Origin of the sequence: Serratia marcescens subsp. marcescens ATCC 13880 (assembly GCF_017299535.1) — a bacterium.
Lineage (GTDB): Bacteria > Pseudomonadota > Gammaproteobacteria > Enterobacterales > Enterobacteriaceae > Serratia > Serratia marcescens.
The window spans coordinates 246,961-263,412 of record NZ_CP071238.1 but is presented as its reverse complement, the minus strand read 5'-3'; the positions used below and the strand labels follow the sequence as shown (position 1 = coordinate 263,412).

General features: G+C 59.6%; 15 protein-coding genes and 1 pseudogene. 3 read left to right on the top strand and 13 right to left on the bottom strand.

Translation table 11 applies throughout. The features are described 5' to 3' along the window. Positions 1 to 15: 15 nt before the first annotated feature. From hemG to J0F90_RS01185, 5 genes and pseudogenes are all read right to left on the bottom strand, one after another. Positions 16 to 549, bottom strand: coding sequence for a menaquinone-dependent protoporphyrinogen IX dehydrogenase (gene hemG, locus J0F90_RS01205; RefSeq protein WP_028127640.1), 534 nt, complete (start codon positions 547 to 549; stop codon positions 16 to 18). A 21-nt stretch (positions 550 to 570) separates the two neighbouring features. After that, positions 571 to 2,022 (bottom strand): Trk system potassium transporter TrkH, encoded by a 1,452-nt coding sequence (gene trkH / locus J0F90_RS01200; RefSeq protein ID WP_004934492.1) that lies wholly within the window; start codon positions 2,020 to 2,022, stop codon positions 571 to 573. A 35-nt stretch (positions 2,023 to 2,057) separates the two neighbouring features. Beyond that, positions 2,058 to 2,672 carry an IMPACT family protein gene (locus J0F90_RS01195; RefSeq protein ID WP_033638971.1) on the bottom strand — a complete coding sequence of 205 codons (615 nt, stop codon included), beginning with the start codon at positions 2,670 to 2,672 and terminating at the stop codon, positions 2,058 to 2,060. Further along, complete coding sequence (gene pepQ, locus J0F90_RS01190) at positions 2,672 to 4,003, bottom strand: Xaa-Pro dipeptidase (RefSeq protein WP_033638972.1); 1,332 nt, start codon at positions 4,001 to 4,003, stop codon at positions 2,672 to 2,674. The genes J0F90_RS01195 and pepQ overlap by 1 nt, the downstream gene beginning before the upstream one ends. A 112-nt stretch (positions 4,004 to 4,115) precedes the next feature. After that, a pseudogene (locus J0F90_RS01185) lies at positions 4,116 to 5,310 on the bottom strand (MFS transporter). A gap of 233 nt (positions 5,311 to 5,543) precedes the next feature. Between J0F90_RS01185 and fadB the strand changes: the two are divergent. After that, positions 5,544 to 7,733 (top strand): fatty acid oxidation complex subunit alpha FadB, encoded by a 2,190-nt coding sequence (gene fadB / locus J0F90_RS01180; protein ID WP_033638973.1) that lies wholly within the window; start codon positions 5,544 to 5,546, stop codon positions 7,731 to 7,733. Between the two features lie 10 nt (positions 7,734 to 7,743). Continuing rightward, entirely contained in the window at positions 7,744 to 8,907 is a 1,164-nt protein-coding gene (gene fadA, locus J0F90_RS01175) for an acetyl-CoA C-acyltransferase FadA (RefSeq protein ID WP_033638974.1), read from the top strand. Positions 8,908 to 9,079: 172 nt separating this feature from the next. Here the strand turns inward: fadA and fre are convergent, their stop codons facing one another. The 3 genes from fre to pepE form a co-directional block, all read right to left on the bottom strand. Then, entirely contained in the window at positions 9,080 to 9,781 is a 702-nt protein-coding gene (gene fre / locus J0F90_RS01170) for an NAD(P)H-flavin reductase (RefSeq protein WP_033638975.1), read from the bottom strand. Between the two features lie 50 nt (positions 9,782 to 9,831). Continuing rightward, positions 9,832 to 11,352 (bottom strand): 4-hydroxy-3-polyprenylbenzoate decarboxylase, encoded by a 1,521-nt coding sequence (gene ubiD / locus J0F90_RS01165; RefSeq protein WP_015376309.1) that lies wholly within the window; start codon positions 11,350 to 11,352, stop codon positions 9,832 to 9,834. A 62-nt stretch (positions 11,353 to 11,414) separates the two neighbouring features. Then, on the bottom strand, positions 11,415 to 12,140 hold the full coding sequence (gene pepE, locus J0F90_RS01160; RefSeq protein ID WP_033638976.1) for a dipeptidase PepE: 726 nt from the start codon (positions 12,138 to 12,140) through the stop codon (positions 11,415 to 11,417). A gap of 245 nt (positions 12,141 to 12,385) precedes the next feature. Here pepE and rfaH point away from each other — a divergent pair, with 245 nt between their 5' ends. Next, positions 12,386 to 12,874, top strand: coding sequence for a transcription/translation regulatory transformer protein RfaH (rfaH, locus tag J0F90_RS01155; RefSeq protein ID WP_016929445.1), 489 nt, complete (start codon positions 12,386 to 12,388; stop codon positions 12,872 to 12,874). 45 nt (positions 12,875 to 12,919) lie between these two features. Here the strand turns inward: rfaH and hemB are convergent, their stop codons facing one another. From hemB to tatA, 5 genes are read right to left on the bottom strand one after another with little or no spacing between them, the layout of a single operon-like run. Next, the gene (gene hemB / locus J0F90_RS01150) at positions 12,920 to 13,942 is read right to left on the bottom strand and encodes a porphobilinogen synthase (protein ID WP_004934463.1); all 1,023 of its coding nucleotides are present in this window, start codon (positions 13,940 to 13,942) and stop codon (positions 12,920 to 12,922) included. 14 nt (positions 13,943 to 13,956) lie between these two features. Further along, positions 13,957 to 14,739 carry a 3'-5' ssDNA/RNA exonuclease TatD gene (tatD, locus tag J0F90_RS01145; protein WP_028127638.1) on the bottom strand — a complete coding sequence of 261 codons (783 nt, stop codon included), beginning with the start codon at positions 14,737 to 14,739 and terminating at the stop codon, positions 13,957 to 13,959. Positions 14,740 to 14,792: 53 nt separating this feature from the next. Then, on the bottom strand, positions 14,793 to 15,563 hold the full coding sequence (gene tatC / locus J0F90_RS01140; RefSeq protein WP_004934456.1) for a Sec-independent protein translocase subunit TatC: 771 nt from the start codon (positions 15,561 to 15,563) through the stop codon (positions 14,793 to 14,795). 3 nt (positions 15,564 to 15,566) lie between these two features. Further along, on the bottom strand, positions 15,567 to 16,118 hold the full coding sequence (tatB, locus tag J0F90_RS01135; RefSeq protein WP_016929448.1) for a Sec-independent protein translocase protein TatB: 552 nt from the start codon (positions 16,116 to 16,118) through the stop codon (positions 15,567 to 15,569). 3 nt (positions 16,119 to 16,121) lie between these two features. After that, positions 16,122 to 16,385, bottom strand: a complete 264-nt coding sequence (gene tatA / locus J0F90_RS01130; protein WP_016929449.1) for a Sec-independent protein translocase subunit TatA — start codon at positions 16,383 to 16,385, stop codon at positions 16,122 to 16,124. Between the last annotated feature and the right edge of the window lie 67 nt (positions 16,386 to 16,452).

The following is a 16,452-nucleotide window of genomic DNA, read 5'->3' as shown; positions in this document are numbered from 1 at the left end:
AAACCCGCATTTTTGTCACTTTTCGTACTGGATCTGGCTAAATTCCTGGGCGAAACGATCGACCTGCTGCCAATCGGTGTACTCCACTTCCTTACTGGTATCCGTTTCACCGCCCGTCATACGCATAATAAATTGAATCATGATGCGGTCGAACCAGCGATAGCGCGGATAACGCAATGCGCCGGCAAACACCGCACACTGTTTTGGCTGCCACGGCGAGGCCAGCAGGAACTTGCGGGTATAAGCGTTGGTTTGCGGCGAGCGCTTTTCCGGTTTACGCGCGGTCAGGTTCACGGCAAAGAACGCGCTCGGCATTCGATTCAGTTGTTCGGCATGACGTTTGACGAATTTATCCAGCGCCGGGTTAAAGTGCCCGTAACGGATAGAAGCGCCGATCATCACCTGCTGGTACTGACTAAGGTCGACCTGTTCCGCCTGCAGCAGATCGATCACCTCACATCGCTGTGTGTCCTGCAGCTTGCTTGCTATATAAGAAGCGATAGCACGTGTTTGCCCGTCACGGCTCGAATAAAGTATCAATGCCTTCATGGCGAACTCCTTATATCAGGCTTACTCACGCCAAAAAGTTGGCGTGAACAGCACCAGCAATGTAAACACTTCCAGGCGTCCGAACAGCATCGTCACCACCAGGATCCACTTGGCCGCCGCCGGCATCGTGGTGAAGTTATCCGCCACCACGCCCAGGCCGGGGCCAAGGTTATTGAGTGTTGCCGTCACTGCGGCGAACGCGGAAAAATCGTCAACGCCGGTGGCAATGATCGCCAGCATGCTGACGATAAACACCAGCGCATAGGCGGAGAAGAATCCCCACACCGCTTCCAGAATACGTTCCGGCAGTGCGCGATTGCCCAATTTGATGGTATAGACCGCGTTGGGGTGCACCAGCCTTTTCAACTCTCGCGAGCCCTGCAGGTACAGAAGCAGGATACGGATCACCTTCAGGCCGCCGCCGGTCGAGCCGGCACAACCGCCGATGAACGCTGAGCACAGCAACAACATCGGCAGGAACAGCGGCCACTTGGCGATACTGTCGGTCGTAAAACCAGCCGTGGTCGCCATCGATACCACCTGGAAGAACGCCTGATTGAGCGTTTCCATACCGCTCTTATAGACGCCATGTCCCCAGAGCACCAACGTACACACCACCACCAGCGTCAACTGAACGAAGATAAACATGCGGAATTCAGGATCGCGCCCATACACCTTCAGGCTGCGGCCGCTCAGCAAAGCGAAGTGCAGGCCGTAGTTACAGCCGGAAATCAGCAGGAACACGGCGATGATGGTGTTGATGGTCGGGCTGGCGTAATAACCGATACTGGCGTCGTGGGTAGAAAAACCGCCGATGGCGATGGTCGAGAAACTGTGGCCGATGGCATCGAACACCGACATCCCAGCCCCCCAGAGCGCCAGCGCACAGGCGACGGTCAGCAACACATAGATTAGCCACAGGGTTTTGGCGGTTTCGGCTATGCGTGGACGCATCTTGTTATCTTTCAGCGGCCCGGGCATTTCCGCCCGATACAGCTGCATGCCACCGACGCCGAGTATCGGCAGTATCGCCACCGCCAACACGATGATCCCCATGCCGCCCATCCATTGCAGCATTTGGCGATAGAAAAGAATAGCCTTCGGCAGCGAGTCCAACCCCACCAGCGTCGTCGCACCGGTGGTCGTCAATCCCGAGAAGGATTCAAAGAAGGCGTCGGTCAGCGACAAATTGGGCCGTTCCGAAAACAGGAACGGCAATGCCCCCACGCTGCCCAGCACGGTCCAGAACAGCACGACGATCAGGAAGCCTTCACGCGGCTTCAGCTCGTGTTTTTGCTTGCGGTTCGGCCACCACAGCATCAGCCCGATGGTCAGCGCCACGAAGAACGTTTGGCTGAACGCGCGCCCCGCCCCATCGCGATAAATCAATGCCACCAGGCCGGGAATAAACATCGTCCCGGAGAACAGGATGACCAGCAGACCAACGATACGGGTTATGGCGCGAAAATGCATTTCAGCACGATCCTTAGCAATTCAATTGGGAGGAATTATTGCGAAATGGGGGTTAATTGCAAATTACCGCGACTGAGATCACGCAATTTATTCCCAAACAGCTCGACCTCGGTGGCCGGCAACGCCAAATGCAGCACGACGGCGGCGCCGTATTCGCCCTGCAGGATCCGACCTGCGGTTTGCTGCAGCAAGTTCTCCACCAGCGCCAACTGCGCATAGTCGCACTGCAAGATATATTCGGCTTCCGGCACCTTTTCTACCAACACCAGCTGCTTCAACGCCTGTTGAACACCGTTGCCATAGGCTTTCACCAGCCCGCCGGTGCCCAACTTGACGCCGCCATAGTAACGAACGACCACGGCGGTCACTTCGCCGATACCGCTGCCCATCAGCTGCGCGAGGATCGGTTTGCCAGCGGTGCCCGACGGTTCTCCATCGTCGGAGAACCCCAGCTGCTGTGAGTCATCGGGGCTGCCGGCGACGAAGGCCCAACAATGGTGCCGCGCCGCCGGGTGCTCATCCCGCACCTGCTGAATAAACGCCTTTGCCGCTTCTACCCCGCTGGTTGGCGCCAGCAGGGTGATAAAACGGCTCTTCTTTATTTCTTCGGTAAAGCGGGTTGCTTCCACCGGTATCGGGTACGGCCGCATCAGGCCAGGTTCAGATCGCGCGTCATGTTCTCGATACGCTTTTCATGGATCACGATGTTGTCTTCGATACGGATGCCGCCATACGGCTTCAACGCATCGATGCGATCCCAGGCGAAGTGCTGCTTGAACTCACCGCTGCGCCACGGCGCCAACAGAGATTCGATGAAGTACAGACCCGGCTCGATGGTCAACACCATGCCCGGCTGCAACACGCGGGTACAACGCAGGAACGGATACTTGGACGGCGCCGCCAGATGGGTGCCTTGCTCGTCCTGCATAAAGCCTGCGGCGTCGTGCACCTGCAGGCCCAGCGGGTGCCCCAGCCCGTGCGGCAGGAACGGCGTGGTGATGCCCGTTTCAACCATCGCCTCTTCGCTGAGGCCGTTCACCAACTTGTGATTCTTGAGCAGCTTGGCGATGCGCTGATGCATTTGCACATGGTAGTCGGTATAGCGCACGCCGGGCTTGATGGTGTCGATCAGCGCCAGCTGTTCACCATTGAGATCTTTCACCAGGTGGGCGAACTCGCTGCCGCTTTGCGCCGCGTAGGTGCGGGTCAGATCGGCGGCATAGCCGTTATATTCCGCGCCGGCGTCGATAAGGAAACTCAGGGACTCGGCCGGCGGCTGATGGTCCAGCTTGGTGTAGTGCAACACCGAAGCGTGCTCGTTCAGCGCTACGATGTTGTCGTAAGGCACGTCGGTATCACGGTGGCCTGTCGCCGTCAGGTAGGCCAGGTTGATGTCGAACTCGCTCATGCCGGAGAGGAACGCCTCATGCGCCGCACGATGGCCGGTTACCGCCGTCTTCTGCGCTTCGCGCATGCAGGCCAGCTCGTAGCCGGTTTTGATCGAACGGTGGAAATCCAGGTAGTTCAGCACCGCTTTCGGGTTGATGTTCTCAGAAGGGATGCCGAGATCGCGGGCGCGCTGTTGGGCATAACCGATATAGCCGACGCGCTCGCGCTGCGGCGGAAGCTGCTGGGCGATGGCGTCGGCGTTGGCCAGCGGCATCAATTCAAGGGATTTGGTCCAGAAACTGTCCGGCAGCGGCTCTACGCTGTGCCAGTAGTCAACCGGGGAGTAGAACCACAGCTTCGGCTTGTTGACACCGTCGATCCACAACCAGCAGTTCGGCACCGATGTCACCGGCACCCAGGCTTTGAAATGCGCGTTCACTTTGAACGGATAGCTATGGTCGTCCAAAAATACCTTTTGCAGTTCCCCGGAGTGAATCAGCAGCGCATCCAACTTGTTGCGCTCCAGCACTTCGCGCGCGCGTTTTTGCAGCTCTGCCAAGTGGTCGTTATACAAAGAAGCCAGCGTTTCCATCACAGTACCCTTATGCCTTAGCACGAAAGAAGTCATCTTAACACAGCGCTCCGGCGCACCAACCTTATCGCGTTGGGCATGCGGAGCAGCTCGCAATTCCCTGCAAATGCCGTTACATCCGCAGTTTAACCATTAGCCAGCCGGCCAGGCCGAGCAACGCTATCGCCAGCGCCCATAGGCCGTGGTGCTCCAATAACACCGCGCCGGCCGCGGCAATGCCCGCCAGACACTGCTGCAGAAAGCCACACAGCGCCATCGCATAGGCACCGTGCTCTTTGGCGTCGCTGACCGCCATCGCCATGCTGTTGGGAAACAACACCGCCTGGCCAAAAATGGTCAGGCAATACAGCGCGATGAACAGCGCCATACCGGAAAGGCCGGCCAGAATGCCGCCCCACCACAACAGCAGGATCGCTACCGTCGCCAGAGCGACGATGCCGCTGCCGGTTTGCATCAGTTTTTTCCCGCCGACACGCGCCACCGTGCGGTTCACCGTCAACGCGCCGCTAAAGTAGGCGATACCTATCACCAGCCCCAGCGCGCCGAACGCCGTGACGTTGAGGCCAAACCCCTGCTGCATGACGAACGGGCTCACCTCCTGCAATGTCACCGTGGTGGCGAAGCCCAATCCGCCGACGCAGGCCGGCCAGAAGAACCCCGGCCGCCGCAGGATGGCGAAGTAGGTGGCCGCCATCGCCGGGCGTGGCCCGCGTGCGCGCCCCGCCTCAAGCGGCAGCGTCGCCATCAGCGCCAGAATGGCCATACCGGTGGCGCCCATCAGGACGAAGCCCATCTGCCAGTGCGAATATTGGCTGAGCAGGCCGCCGATAAACTGCCCCCCGCCCAGCGCAGTGATGAAAGCGATGGAGAGCACCGACAGACGGCGCGCCAGCTCATCACCGCTCCAGTTATCCCGCGATGATACGCGCAATGATCGCCGCACCGCCGGCGCCCACACCCTGCAGCGCACGCAGCGCCAGCAGCTGAGTGCCGTTGCTGCACAGCGCCAACAGCCCGCTGCAGCCAATGAAAAGAAACAAAGACAGCGTCAGGGGCGCACGGCGGCCAAAGCGATCGGCGGCCGCGCCCCAGAACAGCACCGGCAAAGCGGCGCCGATGACGAAGATCGAAATGGACAGCTCGGTGGCACGTCGGCTCATCGCCAGCTCCCGCATCACCGTCGGCAGCGAAGGCAAATACACGGTCGTCGCCATTTGCGCCATAAACACCAACAGACATGCCAGCGTCATGGTTCTGGCCGGAATGCTCCATAAGCCGCTGCGTTTGACACAAGCCGCCTTAGTCATGCGTAACCTCGTCTGAATGTTCATTCGCTGCGAGCAAGTGTATGAGTGCCGACACACTCCAGCAAATGCCGATAGCACATAAAATATAACTTCGTTTCAAATCAAAAAACTAACTTGGCGACATGTGATCCGACCAGCAAATATGCAATCTCTCATTTGCATATTTTTAACATAAAAACCACACTCCTCTTCATCTGGTCATACCAGATCATACGCTGATTCAGGAGATAGACATGCTCTACCAAGGCGAAACATTACAACTGCACTGGCTCGATAACGGCATCGCCGAGCTGGTGTTCAACGCACCGGGCTCGGTCAACAAGCTGGACACCCGCACCGTCGCCAGCCTGGGCGAAGCGCTCACCGTGCTGGAAAACCAGCCTGAGCTCAAGGGGTTGCTGCTGCGCTCCTCCAAAGCCGCGTTTATCGTCGGCGCCGATATCACCGAATTCCTTTCTCTGTTCGCCGCACCGGCTGAAAAACTGCACGAGTGGCTGGTATTCGCCAACAACGTCTTTAACCGGCTGGAGGATTTGCCGGTACCGACCATTTCGGCCATTAACGGCTATGCGCTCGGCGGCGGTTGCGAATGCATTCTGGCGACCGATTTCCGCGTCGCCTCGCCGGACGCGCGCATCGGCCTGCCGGAAACCAAATTGGGCATCATGCCGGGCTTCGGCGGTTCCGTCCGTCTGCCGCGCCTGCTGGGTAACGACAGCGCGCTGGAAATCATCGCCGCCGGCAAAGACGTCAGCGCCAAAGACGCGTTGAAAGTCGGCCTGGTGGATGCGGTGGTGACACCGGAAAAACTGGCCGAAGCGGCGCTCAACATGCTGCAACAGGCGATCGACGGCAAGCTGGACTGGCGCGCCGCGCGTCAACCTAAGCTGGAGCCGCTGAAACTCAGCCCGATTGAAGCGGCGATGAGCTTCACCACCGCCAAAGGCATGGTGCTGCAGACCGCCGGTAAACATTACCCGGCGCCGATGACCGCGGTGAAGACCATTGAAGCCGCCGCCAAACTGGGCCGCGATGAAGCGCTGAAACTGGAAACCGCCAGCTTCGTGCCGTTGGCCCGCTCCAACGAAGCGCGCGCGCTGGTCGGCATCTTCCTTAACGATCAGTTCGTGAAGGGCCAGGCGAAAAAGCTGGCCAAGAATGTGGATGCGCCGAAACAGGCGGCGGTGCTGGGCGCCGGCATTATGGGCGGCGGTATCGCTTACCAATCGGCGCTGAAAGGCGTGCCGGTGATCATGAAAGACATCAGCGACAAGTCGCTGACGCTGGGCATGAGCGAAGCGGCCAAGCTGCTCAATAAGCAACTGGAGCGCGGCAAGCTGGATGGCCTGAAAATGGCGCAGGTGCTGTCGACCATTCAGCCGACGCTGGACTATGCCGGCATCGAGCGCGCGCAGGTGATCGTTGAGGCGGTCGTCGAGAATCCGAAAGTCAAAGCCGCCGTGCTGTCGGAAGTGGAAAACCTGATCGGTGAGGACACCGTTCTGGCGTCGAACACCTCGACCATTCCGATTAATCACCTGGCAAAATCGCTGAAGCACCCGCAAAACTTCTGCGGCATGCACTTCTTTAACCCGGTACACCGCATGCCGCTGGTGGAAATCATCCGCGGCGAACAGACCAGCGACGAGACCATTGCCAAAGTGGTGGCCTACGCCAGCCGCATGGGCAAAACGCCGATCGTGGTGAATGACTGCCCAGGCTTCTTCGTCAACCGCGTGCTGTTCCCGTACTTCGCCGGCTTCAGCCTGCTGCTGCGCGACGGCGCCGACTTCCGTCAAATCGATAAAGTGATGGAGAAACAGTTCGGCTGGCCGATGGGCCCGGCCTACCTGCTCGACGTCGTGGGCATCGACACCGCGCACCACGCGCAGGCGGTGATGGCCGCCGGCTTCCCGGATCGCATGAGCAAAGACTATCGCGACGCCATTGACGTGATGTTCGACAACCAGCGCTTCGGTCAGAAAAATCAGCTGGGCTTCTACCGCTACAGCCAGGATAGCAAAGGCAAACCGCGCAAGGACAACGACGAGCAGACCGATGCGCTGCTGGCCGAAGTGAGCCAACCGCGCCAGACCATCAGCGACGAAGAAATCATCGCGCGCATGATGATCCCGATGATCAACGAAGTGGTGCGTTGCCTGGAAGAAAAGATCGTCGCCAGCCCGGCCGAAGCCGATATGGCGCTGGTCTACGGCATCGGTTTCCCTCCGTTCCACGGCGGCGTGTTCCGCTACCTGGATACGCTCGGCACCGCCAACTACGTTGAGCTGGCCCAGCGTTACGCACACCTCGGCGCCCTGTACCAGGTGCCGGCCGGTCTGCGCGCCAAGGCCGAACGCAATGAAAGCTACTACCCGGTGGCGACACCGCTGTCCGACGTCGCAACCCGCCAACCGGCATGAGGTCATAAAGATGGAAAACGTAGTTATTGTTGATGCCGTACGCACGCCGATGGGCCGCTCCAAGGGCGGCGCCTTCCGCCAGGTGCGCGCCGAAGATCTCTCCGCTCACCTGATGCGTGAGGTGCTGAGCCGCAACCCGGCGCTGGACGCCGCCGAGATTGATGACATTTACTGGGGCTGCGTGCAGCAAACGCTGGAACAAGGCTTCAACATCGCCCGCAACGCCGCGCTGCTGGCCGAGATCCCGCACCGCGTGCCGGCGGTGACCGTCAACCGCCTGTGCGGCTCTTCGATGCAGGCGCTGCACGACGCGGCGCGCGCCATCATGGTTGGCGACGCGCACATTAGCCTGATCGGCGGCGTGGAACACATGGGCCATGTGCCGATGAATCACGGCGTGGATTTCCATCCGGGCCTGAGCCGCAGCGTGGCCAAAGCCGCCGGGATGATGGGGCTGACCGCCGAAATGCTGGCCAAGATGCACAACATCAGTCGCCAGATGCAGGATGAGTTTGCCGCCCGCTCCCACCAGCGCGCACATGCGGCGACGCTGGCGGGTTACTTCAAAAACGAGATCATACCGACCAACGGTCACGACGCCGACGGCGTGCTGACCCGTTACGATTTCGATGAAGTCATTCGCCCGGAAACCACCGTCGAAAGTCTGTCGGCCCTGCGTCCGGCGTTCGATCCGGTCAACGGCACCGTCACAGCCGGCAGCTCCTCCGCCCTGTCGGACGGCGCTTCCGCCATGCTGCTGATGAGCGAATCGCGCGCCAAAGCGCTCGGTTTGAAGGCCCGCGCCCGCATCCGCTCGATGGCGGTGGTCGGCTGCGATCCTTCCATCATGGGCTACGGCCCGGTGCCGGCCAGCAAGCTGGCGCTGAAACGCGCCGGTCTGGGCGTGCAGGACATCGATCTGTTCGAGCTGAACGAAGCGTTCGCCGCCCAGTCGCTGCCGTGCATCAAGGATCTGGGGCTGATGGACAGCATCGATGACAAGATTAACCTGAACGGCGGCGCCATCGCGCTCGGCCACCCGCTGGGCTGTTCTGGCTCCCGCATCTCGACCACCTTGTTGAACAACATGGAACGTCGCGACGCGCAGTTCGGCCTGGCGACCATGTGCATCGGCCTGGGCCAGGGTATCGCCACAGTGTTTGAACGCGTTTAGCTGTGTCTATCTTGGGATGACCGCGTCACCACTTCAAATCGCGGCATCCCGCCAAGTTTAGTTGCCGTTCTTCCCGCCTGTCAGGGGCGGGTTTTTTATGCCTGAAATTTGCCGACGCCCAAATAAAAACGGGGCGACCCTCGGCCACCCCGTTCACTGCGCATCGCCTCTGTCAGATAAACGAAAACGCGTCGCCAAACATATGCGCTTCCTGCGCGCCGCGCTCGGCGCAGAAACGCTCGCGGGCGATTTTCGCCATCTCGAAACGCCCGGCTATGTAGATGTCATGCTCCGCCAACGTGCCGAAATCCTGCAACACCGCGCTGAGCACGGTGCCACTGCGGCCACGCCATTCCGCCTCCGGCTGCTCGACCACCGGGATCACCTTCAGGTTCGGATGCTGCACCGACAGCGCTTCCAGCTCGCTCAGATCGTACAGGTGCTTCAGCTCACGCCCGCCCCAGTAGATGGAAATGTCGCGATCCGGCTGCTGCTCCAGCGCGGTCAACAAGATTGAACGCGCGTAAGAGAAACCGGTGCCGCCGGCGATCAGCACCAGCGGACGGCTGCCCTCTTCCCGCAGCCATGCGTCGCCGTGCGGCACGTCAACGGTGATCGCCTGCTCTTTCAGGATGCGATCCATCACCGCCATGGCATACAGATTCAGTTCCGAAGCGCCAATGTGCAGCTCGATATAATCTTGCTGCGTCGGGGTTGATGCCAGTGAGAACGGACGCTTGTCGCGCTCATCCATCACCACCATCAGATATTGCCCTGCCTTGAAAGAAAACGGCTGCTCGGGCACCAGACGTACCCGATAAACCGTATCGGTAATGGCCTCTACCGAGGTCACTTTACAGCTCAATATTGTCATGCGTTCCCTCTGTCGGGTCATCAATGCAAAGCTGAGAACAGGGCCTGACGCTATAACGTCGGTTCCCTGTCACTGAAGATTGCGAGCTCATCCCAGATTTCGTCGACGCGCGCACGTACCTTTTCATCCATCTGAATCGGACGGCCCCATTCGCGATCGGTTTCACCCGGCCATTTATTGGTGGCGTCCAGCCCCATCTTCGAACCCAGGCCGGAAACCGGCGAGGCGAAGTCCAGATAGTCGATCGGCGTATTCTCCACCAGAACGGTATCCCTTGCCGGATCCATTCGTGTGGTGATCGCCCAAATCACGTCGTTCCAGTCGCGCGCATTGACGTCATCGTCACAGACGATAACAAATTTGGTGTACATAAACTGCCGCAGGAACGACCAGACGCCCATCATCACGCGTTTCGCATGGCCGGCGTACTGTTTTTTCATGGTCACTACCGCCAGGCGGTAAGAGCACCCTTCCGGCGGCAGATAGAAATCGACGATTTCCGGGAACTGCTTTTGCAGGATCGGTACGAACACTTCATTCAGCGCCACGCCCAGGATCGCCGGCTCATCCGGCGGGCGGCCGGTGTAGGTCGAGTGGTAGATCGCGTTGCGGCGCTGGGTGATGTGAGTAACGGTGAACACCGGGAACTGGTCGATTTCATTGTAGTAACCGGTGTGGTCGCCGTAGGGGCCTTCCGGCGCCATTTCACCCGGCTCGATATAGCCTTCAAGCACGATTTCGGCGCTGGCGGGCACTTCCAGATCGTTGGAAAGGCACTTGACCACTTCGGTTTTGTTGCCGCGCAGCAACCCGGCAAAGGCGTATTCGGACAAGGTATCAGGCACCGGCGTGACCGCACCGAGGATGGTAGCAGGATCGGCGCCCAGCGCCACCGCAACCGGGAAACGCTCGCCCGGGTGCGCCTGGCACCACTCCTGATAATCCAGCGCGCCGCCGCGATGCGACAGCCAGCGCATGATCACTTTATTCTTGCCCAGCACCTGCTGGCGATAGATGCCGAGGTTTTGCCGTTCCTTATGCGGGCCGCGGGTCACGGTCAGCCCCCAGGTGATCAGCGGCGCGGCGTCTTCCGGCCAGCAGTGCATCACCGGAATACGGCTGAGATCGACATCGTCACCCTGCCATACCTGCTCCTGACAAGGCGCGGATCCCAGCACCTTGGTCGGCATGTTCAGCACCTGCTTGAACTTCGGCATTTTGTCGAACAGATCGCGGAAGCCTTTCGGCGGCTCCGGTTCTTTGAGGAACGCCAGCAGTTTGCCGACTTCGCGCAGCGCGCTGATGTCTTCCTGCCCCATGCCCATCGCCACGCGATTGGCGGTGCCGAACAGGTTGCACAGCACCGGCATGTCATACCCTTTCGGGTTTTCAAACAGCAGTGCCGGACCGCCCGCTCGCAGGGTGCGATCGGCAATCTCCGTCATTTCCAGGTAAGGATCGATCGGCTGGCTGATGCGTTTTAGTTCCCCTCTCTTCTCCAGCAACGAGAGGAAATCGCGTAAGTCACGGTATTTCATGCTGATCATTATAACGGCCAGTGGGGAGGGCATTATAAGCCCTCTTCACGGTTGTTGCTGCAATTTTGTTAACGCCGCCCGCCGCCGGGTGGCCCTCAGCCGCAGTTGAACGACACCAGCGCAGCCAGCGCGCGCGTATCCTGATATTCACGCGTCTCCTCACCGTGGCGGAACACCTTGAAGCCCTGCCCGTTAGCGCTGAAGTAACGCAGCGCATTGCCTTCAACGTGCAGCAGGCTACCTTCACGCAGCGCCACCACCGATTCGCTTGGGTTGATCGCGCAGAACTCCGCCAGGCGCTCGTCACGGGTTTCGCCCATGTGGCCGCTGATATGCGCGTCGATGTAGTGCGGGTTGATCTGCACCGGGAACAGCCCCAGCGCCGGCAGCACCACGCTGCAGCGCACCGGCATGTCATTGGTGGTGCGAATGCTCGGCGTGGCCACGTTGCAACCGGCGCTCCAGCCGACGTAAGGCACTTCACGCTCGCGCACCGCGCGCTGGATGGGCACGATCAGGCCTTGCTCGTGCAGCATTTGGTTCAGCAACCAGGTATTGCCGCCGCTGACCAAAATGCACTCCGCCTGCGCGATCGCCGCCGCCGGTGAAGCGGCATGGTGGATGCTGGTGACTTCAATGCCCAGCGTTTGCGCCAGTTCCTGCGCACGCTGGTCGTAGTCGTAACGAATCAGGGCGTAAGGGATAAAGACGGCGGATTTGATGCCGCGACGCGCAATCATCGCCAGCAACTGGCTTTTAGCGTACCCCAGCAGCTCGGCTTCGCCAGACAGCTTGCCGTTGCTCAACAGAAACAGCTCCATTTCTTTCCCCCTCGGTCGAAAACGATGAATAGCGTCACAGCCGGCGGCGCTACGCCTGTCATACTGTGACGGTAACAAATTTTTAGCCCTCTGTTATACCAGCGCCGTATCGATAAGTGTGTGACCCCTCGCTAATAGCCGCAGATTCATAGAGATAGGTGATGTTACACGCTGAAACTTGCATCACTATGTATCCGGAATAGCTTTTGATATGCTTACCGGCTGGCAGAAAGGCATGTGAAACTATGGAATCCTGGTATCTACTTTATTGCAAACGCGGTCAGTTGTTGCGGGCGCAGGAACATCTGGAACGGCAGCAGGTAAACTGCCTCAGCCCGATCATCACGCTGGAAAAGATCGTGCGTGGTAAGCGCATCGCGGTCAGCGAACCCCTGTTTCCCAACTATCTGTTTGTGGAGTTCGACCCGGAGCGCATTCACACCACCACCATCAGCGCCACCCGTGGCGTCAGCCACTTCGTGCGTTTCGGCGCGTTGCCGAGCGTCATCCCGAGCAAGGTGATCGATGAACTGCGCACGCACGCCTGCGAAACCTATGTCGATCCGGAAACCCCACAGCCGGGGGACACCGTTCTGATCGTCGACGGCGTGTTCGAAGGGCTGCAGGCGATCTACACCGAGCCGGACGGCGAAGCGCGTTCCATGTTGTTGCTGAACCTGATCAACAAGCAGGTCAGCCAAAGCATCGACAACCGACAGTTCCAGAAGATGTAATGCAAAAGGCGCCTTCAGGCGCCTTTTTGTTGGCTCATTTTACGCTTAGCGGCGCATCGCGTCGTCGTGCAGCCACTGGGCGACACGCTTGGCGAAGTAGGTCAGCACGCCGTCGGCGCCGGCGCGTTTAAAGCACATCAACGATTCCATCACCGCAGGTTGCTCCTGCAGCCAGCCGTTCTGAATCGCCGCCATATGCATGGCGTACTCGCCGGACACCTGATAAGCGAAGGTTGGCACACCGAAGGTATCCTTCACGCGGCGCACAACGTCGAGGTACGGCATGCCCGGTTTCACCATCACCATGTCCGCACCTTCCTGCAGATCCTGCGCAATCTCCTGCAGCGCTTCGTCGCTGTTGGCCGGATCCATCTGATAGGTCTTCTTGTTGCCGCCCTTCAGGTTGCCGCTGGAGCCCAACGCATCGCGGAACGGGCCGTAGTAGCAGGAAGCATACTTGGCGGAGTAGGCCATGATCTGGGTATTCACCAGGCCCTGCAATTCCAGACGATCGCGGATCGCCCCGATGCGGCCGTCCATCATGTCGCTCGGCGCCACGATTTCCGCGCCCGCTTCGGCATGGGACAGCGCCTGACGCACCAGAATGTCTTTGGTCACGTCGTTAATCACATAACCCTGCTCATCGATCACCCCATCCTGCCCATGCGTGGTGTAGGGATCGAGCGCCACGTCGGTCAGAATGCCCAGCTCAGGCACCGCGTCTTTCAGCGCGCGCACCGTGCGCTGTACCAACCCTTCAGGGTTATAGGCTTCTTCCGCATGCAGCGATTTCAGGCTCGGTTCGATCACCGGGAACAGGGAAATCACCGGCACGCCAAGTTTGGCGATGGTTTCCGCTTCCTTGACCAGCAGATCGATCGTCATGCGCGATACGCCCGGCATCGAGGCCACTTCTTCCTGGCGGTTGCTGCCTTCCATGACAAACACCGGATAAATCAGATCGTTGACCGTCAGTTGATTCTCGGCCACCAGGCGGCGGCTGAAGTCGTGACGGCGCACGCGGCGCATACGGCGACCAGGGAAGGTGCCCGGAAATGCATAGCTCATAGTTTTCTCCTAGCTCAAACCAGCCGGAATAGCCGGCGGGCGTTCTCATCGGTTTTTTGCCCCAGCCATTGCGGCTCTTCCCGCCGCCAGACGGCGACCTGCTGCACGATGTGGGGCAGGAAACAGGGTTCGTTGCGGCGAGATGCGGGTTTAGGCTGTAAATCCCGGGGCAACAGATAAGGGGCGTCAGTTTCCAGCAGCAGACGCTCGGCTGGGATCTGCGGCAACAGTGCGCGCAGTTCCAGGCCGCGCCGCTCGTCGCAGACCCAACCGGTAATCCCGATCGACAAACCCAGCGACAGGCAGCTTGTTAATTCTTCGGCGGTGCCGGTGAAGCAGTGCACCACGGCCGCGGGCAGTTTATCCAACCACGGCGTCAGTAGCTCGGCAAAACGTGCGTGTGCGTCGCGGCAATGCAGAAACACCGGCAGCGCCAACTCCGCCGCCAGCGCCAGCTGCGCGGTGAACGCCGCTTCCTGCTGCGCGGGCGTCGAGAAGTTGCGATTGAAATCCAGGCCGCATTCGCCGATCGCCGCCACTTCAGGGCGTGCGGCTAACGCATAAATCTGCTCGGCGGCGTGTTCATCCCAACCGCTGGCGTAGTGCGGATGCACACCGGCGGTAGACCAACAGTAACCCGCATGTTGCTGCGCCAGTTCTGCCGCTTCGCGGCTCTCTGCCAGATCGGTGCCGGTAATCAACATCCCGGTAACGCCCGCCGCGCGGGCGCGCTCCACCACCGCCTGGCGATCTTTGGCGAATTGGCTGCTGGTCAGATTAACGCCGATATCAAACATGATTTTTTCCAAAGCAAAAGCCGCCCAATGGGCGGCTTCGCAATCAATGTGGATCAGGGGGCTGGGGGTTCGTCACCCTCGTCTTCTTCTTCCGCTTGCGGACGACGTTTGCCGGTATAGAAGCGAGCGAAGAACACCCCCACTTCAAACAGCAGATACATCGGTATTGCCAACAAGGTTTGCGAGAACACGTCTGGCGGCGTCAACAGCATGCCGACCACAAACGCGCCAACCAACACATACGGCCGTTTCTTCTTCAGATCTTCCGGCGAGGTGACGCCACTCCAGCACAGCAGAATGATGGCGACCGGCACTTCGAAGGCAACGCCGAACGCCATAAACAGCGCCATGACGAAATCGAGGTAGTTTTTAATGTCGGTCGCAATGGTCACCCCCATCGGCGCGGTCTTGGCGAAGAAGCCGAAGGCCAGCGGGAACACGATGAAGTAAGCGAAAGCCATGCCGAGGTAGAACAGCAGGCTGCTGGACACCAGCAGCGGCATCATCAGGCGTCGTTCATGCTTGTACAGCGCCGGCGCGATGAATGCCCACACCTGATACAAAATCATCGGCGCGGAGACGAACACCGAGACGATCATGGTCAATTTGATCGGGGTAAAGAACGGTGACGCCACGTCAGTGGCGATCATGCTCGCCCCGGCCGGCAACTGCTTGAGCAGCGGCGCAGACACCAGTTGGTAGATGTCGTTGGCGAAAAACACCAGCACCACGAACACCGCCAGCACGCAAATAATCGAGTTCAACAGCCGCTTGCGCAGCTCTATCAGATGACTGATAAGGGGTTGGGTATCTTCAACAGCCATGTATTAACGATCGCCACTAGGTTGGTGAGACGCTGGGGTTTTATCCGCAACAGGTTCGACAGGTGCCGGCGCGGTTTCCACCGGCGCTTTAGCCGGCTGCGCCGCCACCGGCGCGACGGCTTCAGGTTCCGTGGCCGGTTTTGGCACGGCGGCGGGCGCGCTGGCGCGGGTTGCCGCTTCCGCCGGCGTCACGCCGTCGTGCAAGGCTTCCGGATCGGTGATCTGCGGGTTATGAATGGTGTTCGCCAGCTCTTCTTTCTCGCCCTGGTAGGTGCGTTTCAATGATTCCGCCGCGTCTTTCAGCTCATCCATCGACGCCTTCAGTTCCGGCGTCAGGTTCTGCAAGCCAGCCTGTTCCGCTTTTTTCAGGCTGTCCTGCAGCTCCTGCAGCTTCAGCTCCTGAGACAGTTCGTGCTGCACCGAGGCCGCCAGCGAGCGTAGCGCGCGGATCCAGCCCGATACCGTTCTGACCGCGACCGGCAAGCGTTCCGGCCCGAGAACAACCAGGCCGATCACCAGCACCAGCAGCAGCTCACTAAACCCAATGTCAAACACGGTTTATACCTGCTCTTTGTTCTTCGACTCTTCCGGTTTCACTTCCGGCTGCTTTTCGGTAATAGGCTTGGCCGAGAAGTCAGCGTCATCCAGGCTGCTTTTCTCAGCCGTGTTGGGGGTCGACGGCGTATCGTCGCCGATCGCCTTCTTGAAGCCCTTGATCGAGGCGCCGAGATCGGAGCCCAGCGTGCGCAGTTTTTTGGTACCGAACAACAGCACCACGATCACTGCGATGATCAACAATTGCGTAATACTAATACCGCCCATTTTAATTACCTCTAATTTTAAAGGGTCTTTCAAAGCCAGCCCGCATTATAGGGCCGACTTTACCAGA

What these genes read in the sequence shown, in the direction of transcription:
- hemG (WP_028127640.1), bottom strand. Translation starts at nt 549, where the DNA reads ATGAAGGCATTGATACTTTATTCGAGCCGTGACGGGCAAACACGTGCT.
- trkH (WP_004934492.1), bottom strand. Translation starts at nt 2,022, where the DNA reads ATGCATTTTCGCGCCATAACCCGTATCGTTGGTCTGCTGGTCATCCTG.
- J0F90_RS01195 (WP_033638971.1), bottom strand. Translation starts at nt 2,672, where the DNA reads ATGCGGCCGTACCCGATACCGGTGGAAGCAACCCGCTTTACCGAAGAA.
- pepQ (WP_033638972.1), bottom strand. Translation starts at nt 4,003, where the DNA reads ATGGAAACGCTGGCTTCTTTGTATAACGACCACTTGGCAGAGCTGCAA.
- fadB (WP_033638973.1), top strand. Translation starts at nt 5,544, where the DNA reads ATGCTCTACCAAGGCGAAACATTACAACTGCACTGGCTCGATAACGGC.
- fadA (WP_033638974.1), top strand. Translation starts at nt 7,744, where the DNA reads ATGGAAAACGTAGTTATTGTTGATGCCGTACGCACGCCGATGGGCCGC.
- fre (WP_033638975.1), bottom strand. Translation starts at nt 9,781, where the DNA reads ATGACAATATTGAGCTGTAAAGTGACCTCGGTAGAGGCCATTACCGAT.
- ubiD (WP_015376309.1), bottom strand. Translation starts at nt 11,352, where the DNA reads ATGCCCTCCCCACTGGCCGTTATAATGATCAGCATGAAATACCGTGAC.
- pepE (WP_033638976.1), bottom strand. Translation starts at nt 12,140, where the DNA reads ATGGAGCTGTTTCTGTTGAGCAACGGCAAGCTGTCTGGCGAAGCCGAG.
- rfaH (WP_016929445.1), top strand. Translation starts at nt 12,386, where the DNA reads ATGGAATCCTGGTATCTACTTTATTGCAAACGCGGTCAGTTGTTGCGG.
- hemB (WP_004934463.1), bottom strand. Translation starts at nt 13,942, where the DNA reads ATGAGCTATGCATTTCCGGGCACCTTCCCTGGTCGCCGTATGCGCCGC.
- tatD (WP_028127638.1), bottom strand. Translation starts at nt 14,739, where the DNA reads ATGTTTGATATCGGCGTTAATCTGACCAGCAGCCAATTCGCCAAAGAT.
- tatC (WP_004934456.1), bottom strand. Translation starts at nt 15,563, where the DNA reads ATGGCTGTTGAAGATACCCAACCCCTTATCAGTCATCTGATAGAGCTG.
- tatA (WP_016929449.1), bottom strand. Translation starts at nt 16,385, where the DNA reads ATGGGCGGTATTAGTATTACGCAATTGTTGATCATCGCAGTGATCGTG.